This window comes from Paucibacter sp. JuS9, from assembly GCF_044043925.2.
Taxonomy (GTDB): domain Bacteria; phylum Pseudomonadota; class Gammaproteobacteria; order Burkholderiales; family Burkholderiaceae_C; genus JAUASW01.
On the sequence record NZ_CP194172.1, the window covers coordinates 472093 to 488665 of the forward strand.

Consider the following 16573-nt stretch of genomic DNA (forward strand, 5'->3'; position numbering starts at 1 on the left):
GGCCGCCCTCATTGCGCACGCTCCTGCACCGGCCGCTGCTTCATCACCGCGGCGCGCGCGCGCTCCAGGAAGGCGCGCTTGTCTTCGCCCGACTCGATCTGCATGGGCTCGCCAAACGTGACGGTGCACAGGATGGGCACCGGCACCACTTCGCCCTTGGGCATCACGCGCTGCACGTTGTCTATCCAGGTGGGTATCAGGCGCACATCGGGGAACTGCTCGGCCAGGTGATAGAGCCCGGCCTTGAAGGCCTGCGGGTCGCCCTTGTTGGAGCGCGTGCCCTCGGGAAAGATCACCAGCGAGTCGCCATTCGAGAGCGCCTCGACCAGGGGCTCCAGCGGATCTTCATCGGGGCTGCTGCGGGTGCGGCTCACATAGATGGCATTGAACACCTCGCTCGTGAGCCATTTCTTGAGCGGGCTGCTGGTCCAGTAGTCGCGGGCTGCGATGGGGCGGGTTTGTGCCCGCAGCTCCCGGGGCAGCGCCGCCCAGATCAGCACCCAGTCGAAATGACTCTGATGGTTGGCGAAGTAGATGCGCTGCTCGGCAGTAGGCGGGCAGCCCTTCCAGTGGCCTTGCGTGCCGGTGATCAGGCGCGCAAGAAAGGACAGGAAGAGGCCGGCGAAGTCGGCTGGAGACATGGGGCGATTATCTCCGCCCCTGCCTCGCAGTCCGCTCCTGCCCTACATGCCGCGCCTGGCCTGGGTCAGCAGGGTGCTCACCTCGGTGGAGATGCGAGCGAAGGCCGAACCGGCGCCGATCAGGCGCTCCGCCTGCTGGTACTGGCCGCCGTTGATGCTGCGGGCCACGCCCCCGGCGGTCTGGTGGAACTGCGCATGCTTTTCGACCAGGGACACGAAGGTCGGTCGCCCGCCCCAGCGCCTGCCGCCTTCGCCATGCAGCCAGCGACCCAGCGGGCATTGGTCATCCCGGCAGATGGTGTCGGCATCAAGCCTGCTGCGTTCGGAAATGGCCTGGCGCAGCTTGATCTTCCATTGCCGATGCGCATCGATCGCACCGTCGAAGTCGAAGTCGGCCTGTTCGCCCGCCTCTTCCTCCTGCAGCGCCAGCCCATCGGGCAGCATGAAGCGGGCCACCTCGGCCGCGAGGCCCCCAGCCTGCTGCTTCATCGAGGCGGCGGCCGCTGCGGTTTCTTCGACCAGGGCTGCGTTCTGCTGCGTGGCACGATCGAGTTCCTGTACCGCCTGGCCGATCTGCGAGATGCCCAGGCTTTGCTCACGAGAGCCACCGGCAACCTCGCCCAGCAGCGTGTCGACGCGGCGGGAACCCTCGACGATGTTCTCGATGGTTTCACCGGCGCGGCGCACGATGGCCGTGCCTGCTTCCACCTGCTCGACGCTGCCGCTGATCAGCGTCTTGATCTCCTTGGCCGCGTCCGCGCTGCGCTGGGCCAGCATGCGCACCTCGCTGGCCACGACCGCGAACCCGCGTCCCTGCTCGCCTGCGCGAGCGGCTTCGACGGCGGCATTGAGCGCCAGGATGTTGGTCTGGAAGGCAATGCCGTCGATGGTGCCGATGATGTCGGAGATGCGTGCCGACGAGGTCCGGATGCCCTCCATGGTCTGCACGACCTCCTGCATGACGCGGCCGCCGTCGGACGCCGTCTCAGCGTTCTGGCGTGCCAGGGTCGATGCCTCGGCCGTGTGGTCCGCGCTGGTCCTGACCGTGGCCGAAATCTCTTCCATCGAGGACGCCGACTGCTCCAGATTCGCCGCTGCCTGCTCGGTGCGCGCCGACAGGTCCAGCGCGCCGCTGGCGATCTCGTCGCTGGAGTGGACGATCTGGTCGCTGGAGTGGCGAACACGCAGCACCATCTGGCGCAGCGACTCCTGCATCTCTGCCAGGTTCCGCATCAGCTGGGCGGCCTCGTCGCGCCCCCATGGGGAGGGTGAGGTGGTCAGGTCGCCGTCGGTCATGGCGCGCAGGTGGCGGCGGGTTTCATTGATGCCGCCTTCCATCACGCGGTAGAAGCACAGGAACAGGTAGCCGGCCAGCAGCAGGGTGACCGCAACGACGCCGGCCACCTTGGTGATATGGGCCCGCTCCATGGCCTTGAGGTCATCGATGTAGATGCCCGAGCCGATCACCCAGCCCCAGGGCTCGAAGCCCATCACATAGGAGATCTTCTCTACCGGAGTTTCGCTGCCTGGCTTGGGCCACTGGTAGGCAACGAAGCCCTTGCCGTTCTTGCGCACCTCGTCGACGAAGGCCTTGAACAAGTGCAGGCCATTGGGATCCTTGAGGTCGCCGACGTCCTTGCCGTCCAGTGCCGGCTTCATCGGATGCATGACCACGCGGGGCTGCATGTCGTTGATCCAGAAGTACTCCTGGCCCTCGTAGCGCAGCGCCGAGATGGCCTGGCGCGCCTGCGCCTGGGCCTGCTCGCGGGGCAGGCCGGCAGCTTCCAGCCCGTGCGCCCATTGCAGCACGCCGTGCGCTATCTCGACGTGCTGGCGGGTCGAGGTCCGGCGGGCTTGCATCAGTTCGCCATCGTCGGTGACAACGAGCCAGCTCAGCAGGCCCAGCATGGGCAGCATGAAGGTCAGCGAGATGAGCAGGGCCTTGCTGCCAAAGCGCAGCTGGCGGAACAGACGCACGCCCGGCGCCCAGATGCCGTGATAGGCGAAGAAGCCTTGGTTTGCAGAGCCGCTGGCCCTGACAGCCTGCCGCTGCGATTGCGAATGGGTACTGCTCGACATCGATCTTGTCTCCTGGGTGACAACGCCTGGCCTCACCGGTGTCGGAGGTGGGCAGGTCAGTGGCCGGGAATCTAGTCGCGCGCACTGACGCCGGTCTTGCGGGTTGTCAAAGCAGGGACAGCGGCGTGCGGTGGAGGCTGGAAAATGCGGCAATCTTCACGGGAGTTCGCCATGTCGCTCGACGCAACGCATTTCAATCAGTTCGGCGCCGGCAATCTGCCAGGGCATCTGGGCATCAGCATCCTGGCCGTGGCGCCGGGCGAGATCCGCGCGGAGATGGAGGTGCGCAAGGAGCTGATGGCGCCCAACGGATTCCTGCATGCCGGCTCGGTGGTGACGCTGGCCGACACGGCCTCGGGCTATGGCGTGATGGCCAACCTGCCCGAAGGCGCCCACAGCTTCACCACCATCGAGCTGAAGTCCAACTTCTTCAGCACGGCCCGCGAGGGCACGGTGGATTGCACGGCCACGGCCGTGCACCTGGGCAAGACCACGCAGGTGTGGGATGCCGTGGTCACCCATCGTGAAACGGGCCGCAGGATGGCCCTGTTCCGTTGCACGCAGATGCTGCTGTACCCTAAGGCCTAGGCGCTAGCGCCGCGAGCCCGGCAGCGGCGGCGAGCGTGGCGGAGAACGATCCGGTCCTGCGAGGGGAATGGATGAAGAGCAAGCATGGCAGCTACAGCCTGCACGGGCGCATCGATGTGCTGCACCTGACGATGGAAGGCAGTCTGACCCTGGATCTCGTGCAGGCCATGCGGCGTGAGATGGACCTGTACTGGCGGTCGCGCGACGGCCGCCCCTGGGCCTTGTATTCGGACTTGACGCGTTTTGAAGCCATGCCGCCCGAGGCGCTCGATGCCTTCTGGGCATTGATTGCCGAAGCGGTCGGGCAGGGCCTTGTGGCGGCGACCGACATCCGCCGCGCCGACCATTTTCGCGTGACGACCAGCGAGCGCTTGGAGCGCCACACGCGTCATATCAAGTTCCAGGTCAGCACTGACGAGCAGGAGGCCATGCGCTGGATTGCCGCCTGCGGCCTGCGCACCGACTGAATCATGCGAGCATCAGGCCAGCGCTTCGGCGGTGCCGCCTAGCCGCGTGATCAGGCCTTGCGCCAGGCGGTTGGCCAGTCCATAGACCGAGAGCTGCGGATTGGCGCCAATGCTGGTCGGGAACAGCGAACCGTCGTGCACCGAGAGATTGGCGATCTGCCAGTGCTGGCCGTCGGGCCGCACCACGCCGCGGGCCGCATCGGCGGCCATGGTGCAACCGCCCATCACGTGGGCGCTGCCCACCGTGGTGATGAAGGGTTTCAGGTCCAGCTTGGCGATGCCGGCCTTGGCCTCGGCCAGGGTCTTGTACTCGCCCGCCAGTTCATGCACCGGGCGCACGCTGCGCGCGCCGGCGGCGAACTGGATCTCGGCCATCGAGACATAGGCACGGCGCACACCATCGAACAGGTAGTCGTTGAGCTGGTAGTCAAGCTGCGGCGTGCCATCGCTGCGCAGCTTGACCTGGCCGCCTGGCGACTGCGCGTGGAAGCCGTCGCGCAGCAAGGCAATCATCACCTGCGTGTTCGGGAACTGCTTCACTCGCTCGGCCATCGCCGGCCCGAAGCCGCCCAGGTTGGTCGCCGCAAAAGCCGGGTGCACCGGCGCCACTTCCAGCTTGTAGCCCATGGGCCCGTCGACCGGACCCTGATGCAGAAAGTGGTCGCTGAAGATCGACAGCGGCGCGCCCGCCCAGCCTTGCACCGGTTCGGGCATCACCGCACCGTTGGCGACGGTGGGATGCAGGAAGGTGCGCTTGCCCAGCAGGCTGTGCGGGTCGGCCGCCTTCGAGCGCAAGAGCAGGGCCGGCGAATTGATCGCGCCACCGGCGACGACATAGTGCTTGGCGCGGACGCGCATCAGCTCGCCGTTCACGCTGCCATCCAAGGCGATGGGCTGGCACAGCAGGGCTTCGACGCGACCGTCCTTGATCGGCAATTGCTCGGCACGCGTCTGCACGGCGAGCGTGGCACCGAGGTCCAGGGCTGCAGGAATCGTGGTCACCAGCATCGACTGCTTGGCATTCGTCGGGCAGCCCATGCCGCAGGAACCCAGGTTCCAGCAGCCCTTGACGTTGCGCTGGATCACATAGGTCGGAATCCCGAGCTTGTCGGCACCGCGCTTCAGGATGCCATTGTTCTGGTTCGGCTCGGCCGCCCAGGGCGAGATGTTCAGCCGGCGTTCGACCTGTTCGAACCAGGGTGCCATCTGCGATTCGGTGAAGTCGCTGAGGCCGAACTGGGAAGCCCAGGTCTCCAGCGCGTCCTTGGGCGTGCGGAAGGAACCGGTCCAGTTCACCGTAGTAGAGCCGCCGACGCAGCGGCCCTGAAGGATGTTCATCGCCTGGTCCAGCGTCTTGCGGCCGGCGCCTTCCTGGTAGAGGTTGGGGTAGGCATCGGCCTCGCGCTGGGCCTTGAAGTCGGAGCTGGAGCGCAGCGGGCCTTCTTCGATGATCAGCACCTTCATGCCGGCACGCGCCATCAGCTCGGCCGTGATGCCGGCGCCCGCGCCGCTGCCGACAATCGCGACGTCGCAGTCGAACGCTGCAGGCAGCGGCGCGCGGCCGCCGCCGATCACCTTCCAGCCGCGGGCCAGGCCTTCCTTGATGGGATCGTTCATGGGATTTCTCGGGGACCTGGGTAGCCGACCGCCGCCCAGTTGGCCGGGTCGGTGAAGAAGGCGACGCTGCACAGGTCGCGCAGCGCGTGATAGATCTGCTGGCGGGTGTTGCTGCCGGACAGCCGCAGCGCGTCCAGCACGCCGGCCAGCTCGGCCGTGGGCACCGTGGCCCAATCGCTCTTCAGGCCGATCAGCGCGAAGCGGCCTGCGGCGGTGTCGAGCAGGCTCAGGACCTGCGACAACTCGTCGCGTACGGCGGCGGGAAACACGGCGATGTTCTGGTCCAGACGATCCAGCAGCGCCTTCATGGCCGCCTCGTTCCTGGGGTCCAGCAGGCCGCCATCGAATACCGCGCGGGCGACAGCCGCGAAGATCTGGCGACCACCCGGTGAGAGCTTCTTGCCACCGTCCACCAGACCAGGCTTCAACATCGCCACGCCCGCGCCAGCCACGCCCAGCACCACGGCTGCGCCAAGGCCCAGCTTCAGGAGGCTGCGTCTTTTCATCATCGTCATCAGAGTTTCTTCAGGAGGCCCAGGAGGCGCTCGAAGGTGGCGCCATAGGGCGGCTGGAACAGCCTGGTGCCCGCAAAGCGCGACTGGATGAACAGCGGCTTCTCCTTGCTGAAGGTGCGGAAGCCCCATTCGCCGTGGTACGAGCCCATGCCGCTGGCGCCGACGCCACCGAAGGGCTGCTCTTCCTGGCCGAGGTGCCAGAGGCAGTCATTGATCGTCACGCCGCCGGCGTGGGTCTGGCGCATCACATGATCGCGGGCGGCGCTGTCCTGGCCGAACCAGTAAAGCGCCAGCGGACGCTCGCCGCGATTGATGTGGGCGATGGCGTCGTCCACGCGCTCGTAGCCGATCACCGGCAAGAGCGGGCCGAAGATCTCTTCCTGCATCACGGTCATCGACGGGTTCACGTCGAGCAGCAAGGCCGGCACCAGGCGCCGGTCCTGGGGTTGCTCCACATGGCTGCGCAGCACGCGGGCGCCCTTGGCCTCAGCGTCGTCCAGCAGCTGTTGCAGGCGCGCGTGATGGCGTGGCGTGGCGATGCTGGAGTAGTCGGGGTTGTTGGCGATCGCCGGATACATGCGGCGCATCTCCTCGAGGATCTTCTTAGCGAGCGGCTCCACCATCTCGCGCGGCACCAGGAGGTAGTCGGGCGCCACGCAGGTCTGGCCGGCGTTGAAAAGCTTGCCGAAGGCCAGGCGCGAGGCGGTGAGCTCCAGGTTGCAACTGCGGTCGACCAGTGCCGGCGACTTGCCGCCCAGTTCCAGCGTGACCGGCGTGAGGTTCTTGGCCGCCGCCTGCGCCACGTGGCGGCCCACGGCGGTGGAGCCGGTGAAGAACAGATGGTCGAAGGGGAGTTGCGTAAAGGCCTTGCCGACTTCCGCGTCGCCCGTGATGACTTGCATCTCCTCAGGCGCGAAATGCTCGGACACGATCCTGGCCATCAGGGCCGAGGTGGCGGGCGTCAGCTCGGAGGGCTTGATCAGCACGCGGTTGCCGGCCGCCAGTGCGGCGACCGCCGGTTCCATCGCCAGGTAGTAGGGGTAGTTCCAGGGCGCGACGACGCCGACCACGCCCAGCGGCTGGCGCATCAGGACGTTGCGGCCCGGCAGGAAGTGCAGAGGCGTGGCCACGCGGCGGGCCTTCATCCATTTCTTCAGCTGGCGGATCGCATGCCGCGCACCGGATTCGACGGTGAACACATCGGCCAGCAGCGACTCCTGCCGCGCGCGGTGGCCGAAGTCCTGCGACATCGCGGCTGCGAGTGCGTCGCCATGCTTGGCGGTCATGTCCAGCAGGCGCTGCAGCCGGTCGCGGCGCACGGCGTAGCTGGGCATGCGCTCGACTTCGAAGGCGCGCCGCTGCTGCTCCAGCGCCAGGTGCAGCCGCTCGTGTAGGGACTGGTCCATCTTGTCTCCGGGTCCTGTTTGGACCAGAGGCTAACCGCAAGAAGGGGTCCGGCCAACCGGGCAGCCCCTTGGCTAGAGGATCGCGTCTAGTCGCGCTGGTGACAAAAGGGTTCATCGCCGAATTCCGGGGATGTCTCTTGGCGGCACGTAGCAGCCGTTCGCGTTGAAACTCGTTCGCGCTGCCGAGGCCATCGGGTGAGGGCTTGTGCTCCTGTCCCCCGGACCGGGCTTCGCCCGATCCTCCTCCTTTACCTCGCCCAAACCCTCACCCGACACCCTCGGCCGAACCTGCGCATGCCACCAGGCGAAGGCCACAGTGGTGCGTATCAGGACGGCAGTGGGTTTCCCGAAGCGAGGTAAAGGAGGAGGACCTGGCGCAGCCAGGTCCGGGGGACACGAGCGCAGGGGAACCCGCTGGCGGCCTGATCTTCGACCAACCGAGGAACAAGAAAACGAATGGCAGCAATGTGCCGGTTGGCGTCTTCCAGGCAGATCGGCGAAGAAGAAAAAAAGCCCGGCATGGCCGGGCTGTTCTATGCAAGCGCGAGGCTTCAGTGACGGAAGTGGCGAACGCCGGTCAGCACCATGGCGATGCCGCGTTCGTTGGCGGCGGCAATCACCTCGTCGTCGCGCATCGAGCCACCCGGCTGGATGACGCAGGAGGCGCCGGCATCGGCCAGCACATCCAGGCCGTCGCGGAACGGGAAGAAGGCGTCGGACGCGACGACCGAGCCCTTCAGGGACAGGCTGGCGTTCTCGGCCTTGATCGAGGCGATGCGGGCCGAGTCGATGCGGCTCATCTGGCCGGCACCGACACCCAGCGTCATGCCGCCACCGCAGAAGACGATGGCATTGCTCTTGACGTACTGGGCCACGGTCCAGGCGAACATCAGGTCGTTCAGTTGTTCTGCCGAGGGCTGCAGTTGGGTGACGATCTTCAGGTCTTCCTTCTTCAGGAAATGGTTGTCTGCCGATTGCAGCAAGATGCCGGAGCCGACGCGCTTGCTGTCGCCCAGGTTGCGGCCTTGCAGCCAGGCCGTGTCGCCACCGGGCGGCAGCTCGATCTGCATCAGGCGCACATTGACCTTGGACTTGAAGACTTCCAGCGCCTCGGCCGTGAAGCTCGGTGCCATCAGCACTTCAACGAATTGCTTGGAAACGAGCTGCGCCGCCGCGCCATCGACTTCGCGGTTGAAGGCGATGATGCCGCCGAATGCGCTCGTGGGGTCGGTCTTGAATGCCTTGCTGTAGGCCTCGGCCGCATTGGCCGCCACGGCCACGCCGCAGGGGTTGGCATGCTTGACGATGACGCAGGCCGGGGCGTCGAAGCTCTTCACGCATTCCCAGGCCGCATCGGCATCGGCGATGTTGTTGTACGAGAGCTCCTTGCCCTGCAACTGCTTGCCGGTGACCAGCGAGCCGGGCGCCGGGTGCAGGTCGCGGTAGAGCGCGGCGCTCTGGTGCGAGTTCTCGCCGTAGCGCAGGTCCTGCACCTTGATGAAGCTGCTGTTCATCTGGCCCGGGTAGGCGGACTGGGTGCCGTCTTCCTGGTAGGCCGAGAGGTAGTTGCTGATCGCGGCGTCGTACTGGGCGATGCGGTTGAAGGCGGCGACGGAGGCGGCGAAGCGGGTCTTGTCGCTGGTCTTGCCATCGGCCTTCAATTCGGCCAGCACTTGCGCGTACTGCGATGCATCGGTCAGGACGGTCACGTCCTGCCAGTTCTTGGCGGCGCTGCGCACCATGGCCGGGCCGCCGATGTCGATGTTCTCGATGGCGTCGGCCAGCGTGCAGCCAGGCTTTGCGACCGTGGATTCAAACGGGTACAGATTGACGGCCAGGATGTCGATCATGGTGATGCCGTGCTTCTCGGCGGCCGCCATGTGCTCGGGGAAGTCGCGACGTGCCAGCAGGCCGCCATGCACCATCGGGTGCAGCGTCTTGACGCGGCCGTCGAGCATCTCCGGGAAGCCGGTGTGATCGGCCACCTCGGTCACCGGCAGGCCGGCATCCGCCAGCAGCTTGGCGGTGCCGCCGGTGGACAGCAGGCGCACGTTGAGGGCGTGCAGGGCCGAAGCGAAATCGACGATGCCGGTCTTGTCGGAAACCGAGATCAGGGCGGTGAGTTGTCGTGCGGACATGGCGGAGCCTTCAAGTTTCAAAGAATTCTTCAGAGCAGCTGATGGTCAGCCAGCTTGCGGCGCAGGGTGTTGCGGTTGATGCCCAGCCATTCGGCAGCCTTGCTCTGGTTGCCGTGGGCCTGCGCCATCACGACCTCGAGCAGCGGGCGCTCCACGACCTTGATCAGCATCTCGTGCATGGAGTGCGGTTCTTCGCCGTCGAGATCGCGGAAATAGGCTTCCAGGTTCTCACGCACGCAGGCTTCGATGTGTTTTTGTTGGCTCATGCCTGTTGCTCTAGTTGTTCGTCGTTGGCCGCGATGTTGGTAGTGATGACAGCTGCGGTCGTGGGAAGGCGTTCATGTTCCTGGCCCAGCTCGGCAAACCAGCTCGAGAGCGCGCGCACCTGCTCGGCGCTGCTCTCCAGGAGGTTCATGCGCTGGCGGAAATCTTCGCCGCCGGGCAGGCCGCGCACGGCCCAGCCGATGTGCTTGCGCGCGCTGCGCATGCCGGTCAGTTCGCCGTAGAGGCCGTAGTGGTCGTGCAGATGCTCGATCAGCCAGCTGCTGGCTTCGCCAACGGTGGGGGCCGGCAGCGTCTCGCCGGTGGCGAGGTAATGCGCGATCTCGCGAAAGATCCAGGGCCTGCCTTGCGCTGCGCGGCCGATCATGATGGCGTCAGCGCCCGTGTGCTTGAGCACCTCGGCGGCCTTTTGCGGCGTGTCGATATCGCCGTTGGCGACCACCGGGATGCGCAGGGCGGCCTTGACCGCGGCAATGGTGTCGTACTCCGCGTTGCCACCGTAGCCCTGCTCGCGCGTGCGGCCGTGGATGGTCAGCATCGCGATGCCGGCTTCTTGCGCGGCCAACGCAATCGAGAGCGCGTTTTTCTCGGCCTGGCACCAGCCGGTGCGCATCTTCAGGGTGACGGGTACGCCGCTCGGCGCGCAGGCCTGCACCACGGCGGAGATGATTTCCAGCGCCAGCGGCTCGTCCTGCATCAGGGCCGAACCGGCCCATTTGGTGCAGACCTTCTTGGCCGGGCAGCCCATGTTGATGTCGATGATCTGGGCGCCGCGCTCGATGTTGTAGCGGGCGGCCTCGGCCATCATGGCCGCATCGGTGCCGGCGATCTGCACCGAGATCGGCGCGGCTTCGCCTTCGTGATTGGCGCGGCGAGAGGTCTTCAGGCTGTTCCAGAGGTCCCGGCGGGAGGTCACCATCTCGCTGACCGCATAGCCGGCGCCCAGTCGCTTGCACAGCATGCGGAAAGGCCGGTCCGTCACCCCGGCCATCGGCGCGACGAACAGATTGTTCGGCAGCGAATAGGGGCCGATCTGCATGGTGGAAGCGGGGGAGGTTCTTGCCTAAAAAAGAGGCAGGAGTATACCCCGCCACCCACGCCCAGGGCACCTACGCCCTGGTAGAACTTCACTGCTGGTTCTGCTTGCGCCAGAGCTGGATGTTCTTGTCGATCAGGCCCTGCATCACATTGGCACGGGTCATCTTGTAGATGGCCCGGGTGATGCGGCCGCGCAGCTCGGGCGTGTTGCAGGCTGACTTGTGCGAGAGCGTCAGATGCAGGTTTTCGTTGGCAACTGCCGGGCTCAGGGACTTGAGGTCCGTGATGTTCATCTTGGCCAGGAAGGCGGCGCCGGGGCTGTCTTCATAGACCAGGTAGTCGGCGCGCCCTTTTTGCAGCATCTGGATGGCCTGCTCCAGGCTTGCCACGGTGGACATCTTCAGGTTCTCGCGCGCATAGCGGTCGAAGTCTTCGCCGAAGCTGTTGTTGATCACTGTGACGCCCTGCAGCGAGCCGAGGTCGGCCCAGCGGCGGTAGTTCAGGCGCAGGTTGTCGCGGGTCCAGACCACCGAGCGCGTTTCCCGGAAGGCCGGGTGGAAGTAGTCCATGTACTCGGTGCGCGGCAGCGTGAAGAAGGCGCCGGCGATCAGGTCGATGCGGCCGGCCCGCGTTTCTTCCTGCACCCGGCCCCAGGGGCCGATGTAACGCACCTCGATCGGGATGCCGATTTCGCGCGCCAGCAACTGCATCAGGTCGGCATTCGCGCCGATGAGGCGGTTCTCGTCTTCGGGGTCGCGCCAGAGGTAGGGCGGGTATTGCGGGTTGCCCGAAGCCGTCAATTGCTTGCAGCTCTCGGTCGGCTGGGCCTGCGCGCCGTGCAGCGGCCAGCCAAGGGCCAGCGTGAAACCGAGCGCTGCGGCGAGGCTTTGGAAGAGCCCGGGCCCTCTGCGGGGCGCTCGTGCAGACTTCAGATCAGACATGGTGGTCCTTGATTCGATCCCGCGTTCTTGCCGTGTATCCGGCGCGGGTCTTGTCGATGCTCCCAACGCGCATCTAGGCTGTCGAGTGTGCAGCCTGCGCCGGAGGGGGGCAAGCCGGGTTCGTCCTGATAATGGGTGGCATGGAAGCCTGGTTGCAAGAACAGATCAACGCGGTGCTGCTGCTTTTTGCCTTGCCCACGGTGGGGCTGCCGGCGATCTTTGTCATTGCCCTGGTTTCAGCGACGCTCCTGCCCATGGGTTCGGAGCCGGCGGTCTATGGCTTGGTGCGGCTCTCGCCTGAGGTGTTCTGGCCCGCCATCCTGGTTGCCACAGCAGGCAACACCCTGGGCGGCGCCATCACCTGGTGGATGGGCTACGGCGCTGAGCGGGCCGTAGAGCGCGCCACACACAAGCCGATGACCGAGGGCCGCGCCTTGCGCTGGTTGCAGCAGTTCGGCCCGCGGGCCTGTCTCCTGTCCTGGCTGCCCGGCGTGGGCGACCCGCTGTGCGCCGTGGCCGGCTGGCTGCGCATGCCCTTCTGGCCCTGCCTGCTCTATATGGCGGTGGGCAAGTTCGGCCGCTATCTGTGCATGACCTGGGCCTTGCTGTACATCTGGCCCCCAAAATAGCGCGATGAGCACCATCAACACCGCCTACCAGGATCTGTGCAGCCGCCACCAGCGTCTGCATCGTCTCAACCATCTGCAGGCCATTGCCAGCTGGGACCAGAGCGCCAACATGCCACCCAAGGGCAACGAAGCCCGCTCGCTGGCGCTGGCCGAGATGGGCGGCCTGCTGCATGAACTGTCCACCGACCCGGCCCTGGCCCAGTTGCTGGACGAGGCCGAGGCGGAAACGCTCGGCGACGTGGAGAAAGCCAATCTGCGCGAAATGCGTCGGGCCTGGCGCGACGCCAACGCCCTGCCGCAGGCGCTGGTCGAGGCCAAGTCATTGGCCAGCTCGCGCTGCGAACATGCCTGGCGCAGCCAGCGGCCGGCGAATGACTGGCCGGGGCATCTGGAGAACCTGCGCGAAGTGGTGCGTCTTGCGCGCGAAGAGGCCAGGCTGCTGGCCGAGAGCAGCGGCCTCTCGCTCTACGACGCCTTGCTGGACCGCTATGAGCCCGGCATGCGCAGCGCCGAGGTCGACCGCGTGTTTGGCGACCTGCGCCAATGGCTGCCAGGCCTCATTCGCGCGGTGCAGGACAGGCAGGCGAGCGAAACCACCATCGAGCCGGTCGGCCCCTTCCCGCAGGCCGCGCAGCGCGCGCTGGGCCTGGATGCGATGAAGCTCCTTGGCTTTGATTTCGACGGTGGCCGCCTGGACGAAAGCGCCCACCCGTTCTGCGGCGGCGTGCCCGAAGACGTGCGCATGACCACGCGCTATCGCGAAGACACGTTCCTGCCCAGCCTGACGGGCACGATGCACGAGACCGGCCATGGCCGCTACGAGCAGGGCCTGCGTCGCGACTGGCTGGGCCAGCCGATTGCCAACGCGCGCTCCATGGGCCTGCATGAAAGCCAGAGCCTTTCGTTCGAGATGCAACTTGGCAGCCATCCGGCATTCGCGCAGCTGCTGAGCCCGCTGGTGATCAAGCACCTGGGCGACCAGCCGGCATTCACGCCCGGCAATCTGCAGCGCTTGATGACGCGCGTGGCGCCGGGCTTCATTCGCGTTGATGCAGACGAAGTGACCTATCCGGCTCATGTGATCCTGCGCTACGAGATCGAGCGGCCCCTGATCGAAGGCCAGATCGAGTGCGAAGACATCCCGGCCCTGTGGGATGCCAAGATGCAGGAGCTGCTGGGCATCGACACCCGCGGCAACTACCGCAACGGCTGCATGCAGGACGTGCACTGGAGCGCCGGTCTGTTCGGCTACTTCCCCTGCTACACGCTGGGCGCCATGTATGCCGCCCAGTTCTTCGCCGCGATGCGCCGCGAGACGCCGGAGCTGGATGCGCGCATTGCTGCCGGCGAGCTGAACCTGGTGTTCGACTGGCTGCGTGACCGTGTCTGGACCCAGGGCAGCCGCTGGACGACGCCCGAGCTGGTGCAGCGCGCCAGCGGCGAGCCGCTGAACCCGGCGCACTTCAAGGCGCATCTGCAGGCGCGCTATCTGGGTTGATTCAGGGCTGCCAAGAAGAAGCGTACATCGCCGATTTCCGGAGGTTTCTCTTGACGGCACTTTGCAGCCGTTCGCGTTGAAGCTCGTTCGCGCTGCCGAGGCCATCGGGTGAGGGCTTGTGCTCCTGTCCCCCGGACCGGGCTTCGCCCGATCCTCCTCCTGATATCAGAATCACGCTGCTTCGTTCCGCTTTAGCGAAGCCCGTCAGGGTGATGCCGCGCTCCCCCTATGGCCTTTGAGCCAGAGGTAAAGACTGGTGCCCCCGGCGGATTCGACGCGACAGCTCGAACGGTGTCTTGGGGCGCTGCCGGAGCCTCTCCGGTGGCGACCCCGCATATCAGGGTGCGCAAGTCGGATAAGCGCTTTGCGAAGGAACGTCATGAGAACGAAGCTAGGTGTGGATATCAGCAAGAGGAAGTTCGATGTCGCTTTGCTTGATGCGCAGGGGAAGTTCCGCTCGAAGGTCTTTGCCAACGATGCGGCGGGGTTTTCCCAACTGATGGACTGGATCGAGTCTCACGTTCAGGGCGGCAAGAGCGAGGCTCACGCGTGCATGGAAGCAACGGGCAGCTATCACGAGGCGCTGGCCGTGTTCCTGCATGACAGCGGGGTGGCTGTCTCCGTGGTGAACCCGCTGAGGGTCAAGCGCTTCATCGAATCCGAAGGCATACGCAACAAGACCGACAACGCGGATGCCAAGGCGCTTGCCCGCTTTGCACACAAGCATGAGCTGGAACTTTGGGAGGCGCCGACGCTGGGGCTGCGCAGGCTGCAAGCGCTGGTGCTGCGTCTGCAGACACTGCAGGACATGCGCCAGGCCGAGCTCAATCGGCTGGATGTTGCGCATGACTCGGTGCGGCCGTCGATCCAGGCCATGGTGGACAGTCTGGTGGGTGCCATCGAGGAAGTCACAGCACAGATCAAGTCGAGCATCGACGATGACCCAGACCTGCGCGGACGCAAGGAACTGTTGCAGACGATCCCGGGACTGGGTGAGAAGACCATCCCGCAGCTACTGGCCTACATCGGAAGACCCGAGCGCTTCAGCTCAGCCAAAGCGCTGGTGGCCTATGCAAGCCTGTCGCCGATGATCCGGCAATCAGGCAGCTCGCTGAATCGCAGCAGGGGGACGCATCCCACGGGGCACAAAGAGCTACGCCAGGCGCTGTTCTACCCGGCGATGGTGGCTGCCAAGTACAACCCGCCCATCGCCGCTTTCTGGGCTCGCTTGAAGGCGCAGAACAAGCCGGGTTTGGTGGTTGTCGTGGCCTGCATGCACAAGCTCCTGGCCATCGCCTACGGCGTTCTGAAGTCCAAGAAGCCCTTTGACCCCGCCCACGGGACAGCACTGGCTGCTTGACTCAAGACGGTGTCTTTACTTCGCCCAAACCCTCACCCGACACCCTCGGCCGAACCTGCGCATGCCACCAGGCGAAGGCCACAGTGGTGCGGATCAGGACGGCAGTGGGTTTCCCGAAGCGAGGTAAAGGAGGAGGACCTGGCGCAGCCAGGGCCGGGGGACACGAGCGCAGGGGAACCCGCTGGCGGCCTGATCTTCGACCAACCGAGGAACAAGAAAACGAATGGCAGCAATGTGCCGCTTGGCGTCTTCCCCGGAGATTGACTAAGGACCAAAAGAAAGGGCGCCCGGTGAGGGGCGCCCTAATGCGTTTCCAACATCTTCGTCTTCAGTCAATCATCAATGCGCTCACAAGGAAACCACGGGACGTTCCCGAGTTTCCTTGACCCCCTCGGGGGGCCTGCCGTGGAGCGGCAGGTTTGGGGGCCTCTGCCTCGCGCCGCGCTCTTTGTCTCTACCCGCCGAGCGCTGCGCTTCCAACGACGTCCAGCCTGTTCTCGCTGTCGTCATGGCTTTATTGTTGGCGATGGCCGATGGCTTTGCATCCCCGCGCTTGCTGGGTGCCGCCCGCCAGATCGTGATGCAGTTCACAAATGAACAAGGCCTCCCGCAGGAGGCCTTGGGCTTGTATCGGGGTGGCTCAGGCGCGACGGCGGCGGCTGACGAAGAGCATGCCAGCCAGGCCGGCGAGCATCAGGGCCAGGCTCTGCGGCTCCGGCACGGCAGTGCTTGCCGACGAGCCGCCGGGGGTGTTGAGAGAGACGTTGTCCAGCGAGCTGCCCAGGCTGTCGCTGGTGCCCGTGGCCCACAGGCTCAGGGTGCTGCTGGTGCCGGTGGCCTGCACCAGGATGCTGAAGTGGCTCCACTGGTTGCCGCTGCTGCCGTTGTAGGCCAGCACGGGCGCCAGGCCGCTCGCGCCGCCAAAGCTCCAGCCCAGGCCATTGCTGGACACAGCAACACCAGAGCGGTTGGAATAGTCGAAGCTCAGTTCATACCACTGACCCAGGAGGGTGCTGATGGTCTGGCTGATCAGGCTGTTGTTGTCGACATCCAGCTCCAGGTAGTTCACACCCTGGCTGGCCTTGCCGGCCACGTCGTTGCGCAGCTCGGCCTGGTTGGCGGCCACCACCCAGCCCGGCAGCGTGCTCTGGCGGCTCCAGGTGCCTGCGGCCTGTGGCGTGGCTTCGAAACTGCCGTTGCTCAAGAGATTGACCGGGCTGGCCAGGGCCAGCAGCGGGGCGGTCAGGAGGGCGGCGGCGAGGAGCTTCTTCATGGGGTTTGGGGTGAGTTGCAAGCGCCGGAGCGCGATGCGGCAATTGTCCCGAGCCCCCTCGCGGAAGCATCCCCCTCAAGCCAATGGCGCGTGAACTTGGG

General features: G+C 65.9%; 15 protein-coding genes. 5 read left to right on the forward strand and 10 right to left on the reverse strand.

Translation table 11 applies throughout. The features are described 5' to 3' along the window. Positions 1–8: 8 nt before the first annotated feature. Together ABT392_RS02035 and ABT392_RS02040 are read right to left on the reverse strand one after the other, a co-directional pair. Positions 9–641, reverse strand: a complete 633-nt coding sequence (locus ABT392_RS02035; protein ID WP_334278964.1) for a lysophospholipid acyltransferase family protein — start codon at positions 639–641, stop codon at positions 9–11. Between the two features lie 42 nt (positions 642–683). Further along, positions 684–2720, reverse strand: coding sequence for a methyl-accepting chemotaxis protein (locus ABT392_RS02040; protein WP_395384232.1), 2037 nt, complete (start codon positions 2718–2720; stop codon positions 684–686). Positions 2721–2891: 171 nt separating this feature from the next. On the opposite strand from ABT392_RS02040, the gene ABT392_RS02045 reads away from it, so the two are divergent. Beyond that, entirely contained in the window at positions 2892–3308 is a 417-nt protein-coding gene (locus ABT392_RS02045; RefSeq protein WP_395384231.1) for a PaaI family thioesterase, read from the forward strand. Positions 3309–3379: 71 nt separating this feature from the next. After that, entirely contained in the window at positions 3380–3775 is a 396-nt protein-coding gene (locus ABT392_RS02050) for a hypothetical protein (protein WP_334278961.1), read from the forward strand. A 12-nt stretch (positions 3776–3787) separates the two neighbouring features. Here the strand turns inward: ABT392_RS02050 and ABT392_RS02055 are convergent, their stop codons facing one another. The 7 genes from ABT392_RS02055 to ABT392_RS02085 all read right to left on the reverse strand — a co-directional run bounded on the left by ABT392_RS02055 (position 3788) and on the right by ABT392_RS02085 (position 11712). After that, complete coding sequence (locus ABT392_RS02055; protein ID WP_395384230.1) at positions 3788–5392, reverse strand: GMC family oxidoreductase N-terminal domain-containing protein; 1605 nt, start codon at positions 5390–5392, stop codon at positions 3788–3790. Next, positions 5389–5907: a hypothetical protein gene (locus ABT392_RS02060; protein ID WP_395384228.1), complete on the reverse strand. Its 519-nt coding sequence runs from the start codon at positions 5905–5907 to the stop codon at positions 5389–5391. Before ABT392_RS02060 ends, ABT392_RS02055 begins: the two co-directional genes overlap by 4 nt. Further along, positions 5907–7313: a coniferyl aldehyde dehydrogenase gene (locus ABT392_RS02065; protein ID WP_395384227.1), complete on the reverse strand. Its 1407-nt coding sequence runs from the start codon at positions 7311–7313 to the stop codon at positions 5907–5909. The genes ABT392_RS02060 and ABT392_RS02065 overlap by 1 nt, the downstream gene beginning before the upstream one ends. Before the next feature lie 551 nt (positions 7314–7864). Then, positions 7865–9451: a bifunctional phosphoribosylaminoimidazolecarboxamide formyltransferase/IMP cyclohydrolase gene (purH, locus tag ABT392_RS02070; protein WP_334278957.1), complete on the reverse strand. Its 1587-nt coding sequence runs from the start codon at positions 9449–9451 to the stop codon at positions 7865–7867. Positions 9452–9480: 29 nt separating this feature from the next. Beyond that, positions 9481–9717, reverse strand: coding sequence for a Fis family transcriptional regulator (locus ABT392_RS02075; protein ID WP_334278956.1), 237 nt, complete (start codon positions 9715–9717; stop codon positions 9481–9483). Next, complete coding sequence (gene dusB, locus ABT392_RS02080; protein WP_334278955.1) at positions 9714–10772, reverse strand: tRNA dihydrouridine synthase DusB; 1059 nt, start codon at positions 10770–10772, stop codon at positions 9714–9716. The genes ABT392_RS02075 and dusB overlap by 4 nt, the downstream gene beginning before the upstream one ends. Positions 10773–10860: 88 nt before the next feature. Beyond that, the gene (locus tag ABT392_RS02085) at positions 10861–11712 is read right to left on the reverse strand and encodes a substrate-binding periplasmic protein (protein ID WP_395384226.1); all 852 of its coding nucleotides are present in this window, start codon (positions 11710–11712) and stop codon (positions 10861–10863) included. Between the two features lie 140 nt (positions 11713–11852). Between ABT392_RS02085 and ABT392_RS02090 the strand changes: the two genes are divergently transcribed. The 3 genes from ABT392_RS02090 (at position 11853) to ABT392_RS02100 (ending at position 15199) form a co-directional block, all read left to right on the forward strand. Beyond that, a complete protein-coding gene (locus ABT392_RS02090; protein ID WP_395384225.1) occupies positions 11853–12341 on the forward strand; it encodes a YqaA family protein in 489 nt (162 codons plus the stop codon). A gap of 4 nt (positions 12342–12345) precedes the next feature. Continuing rightward, entirely contained in the window at positions 12346–13839 is a 1494-nt protein-coding gene (locus tag ABT392_RS02095; protein ID WP_395384224.1) for a carboxypeptidase M32, read from the forward strand. 379 nt (positions 13840–14218) lie between these two features. After that, positions 14219–15199, forward strand: a complete 981-nt coding sequence (locus ABT392_RS02100; protein ID WP_395384223.1) for an IS110 family RNA-guided transposase — start codon at positions 14219–14221, stop codon at positions 15197–15199. Positions 15200–15839: 640 nt separating this feature from the next. Here the strand turns inward: ABT392_RS02100 and ABT392_RS02105 are convergent. Beyond that, positions 15840–16472 (reverse strand): DUF642 domain-containing protein, encoded by a 633-nt coding sequence (locus ABT392_RS02105; RefSeq protein WP_395386785.1) that lies wholly within the window; start codon positions 16470–16472, stop codon positions 15840–15842. Between the last annotated feature and the right edge of the window lie 101 nt (positions 16473–16573).

Coding starts and splice junctions, on each gene's coding strand:
- ABT392_RS02035 (WP_334278964.1), bottom strand. CDS start 641: ATGTCTCCAGCCGACTTCGCCGGCCTCTTCCTGTCCTTTCTTGCGCGC.
- ABT392_RS02040 (WP_395384232.1), bottom strand. CDS start 2,720: ATGTCGAGCAGTACCCATTCGCAATCGCAGCGGCAGGCTGTCAGGGCC.
- ABT392_RS02045 (WP_395384231.1), top strand. CDS start 2,892: ATGTCGCTCGACGCAACGCATTTCAATCAGTTCGGCGCCGGCAATCTG.
- ABT392_RS02050 (WP_334278961.1), top strand. CDS start 3,380: ATGAAGAGCAAGCATGGCAGCTACAGCCTGCACGGGCGCATCGATGTG.
- ABT392_RS02055 (WP_395384230.1), bottom strand. CDS start 5,392: ATGAACGATCCCATCAAGGAAGGCCTGGCCCGCGGCTGGAAGGTGATC.
- ABT392_RS02060 (WP_395384228.1), bottom strand. CDS start 5,907: ATGACGATGATGAAAAGACGCAGCCTCCTGAAGCTGGGCCTTGGCGCA.
- ABT392_RS02065 (WP_395384227.1), bottom strand. CDS start 7,313: ATGGACCAGTCCCTACACGAGCGGCTGCACCTGGCGCTGGAGCAGCAG.
- purH (WP_334278957.1), bottom strand. CDS start 9,451: ATGTCCGCACGACAACTCACCGCCCTGATCTCGGTTTCCGACAAGACC.
- ABT392_RS02075 (WP_334278956.1), bottom strand. CDS start 9,717: ATGAGCCAACAAAAACACATCGAAGCCTGCGTGCGTGAGAACCTGGAA.
- dusB (WP_334278955.1), bottom strand. CDS start 10,772: ATGCAGATCGGCCCCTATTCGCTGCCGAACAATCTGTTCGTCGCGCCG.
- ABT392_RS02085 (WP_395384226.1), bottom strand. CDS start 11,712: ATGTCTGATCTGAAGTCTGCACGAGCGCCCCGCAGAGGGCCCGGGCTC.
- ABT392_RS02090 (WP_395384225.1), top strand. CDS start 11,853: ATGGAAGCCTGGTTGCAAGAACAGATCAACGCGGTGCTGCTGCTTTTT.
- ABT392_RS02095 (WP_395384224.1), top strand. CDS start 12,346: ATGAGCACCATCAACACCGCCTACCAGGATCTGTGCAGCCGCCACCAG.
- ABT392_RS02100 (WP_395384223.1), top strand. CDS start 14,219: ATGAGAACGAAGCTAGGTGTGGATATCAGCAAGAGGAAGTTCGATGTC.
- ABT392_RS02105 (WP_395386785.1), bottom strand. CDS start 16,472: ATGAAGAAGCTCCTCGCCGCCGCCCTCCTGACCGCCCCGCTGCTGGCC.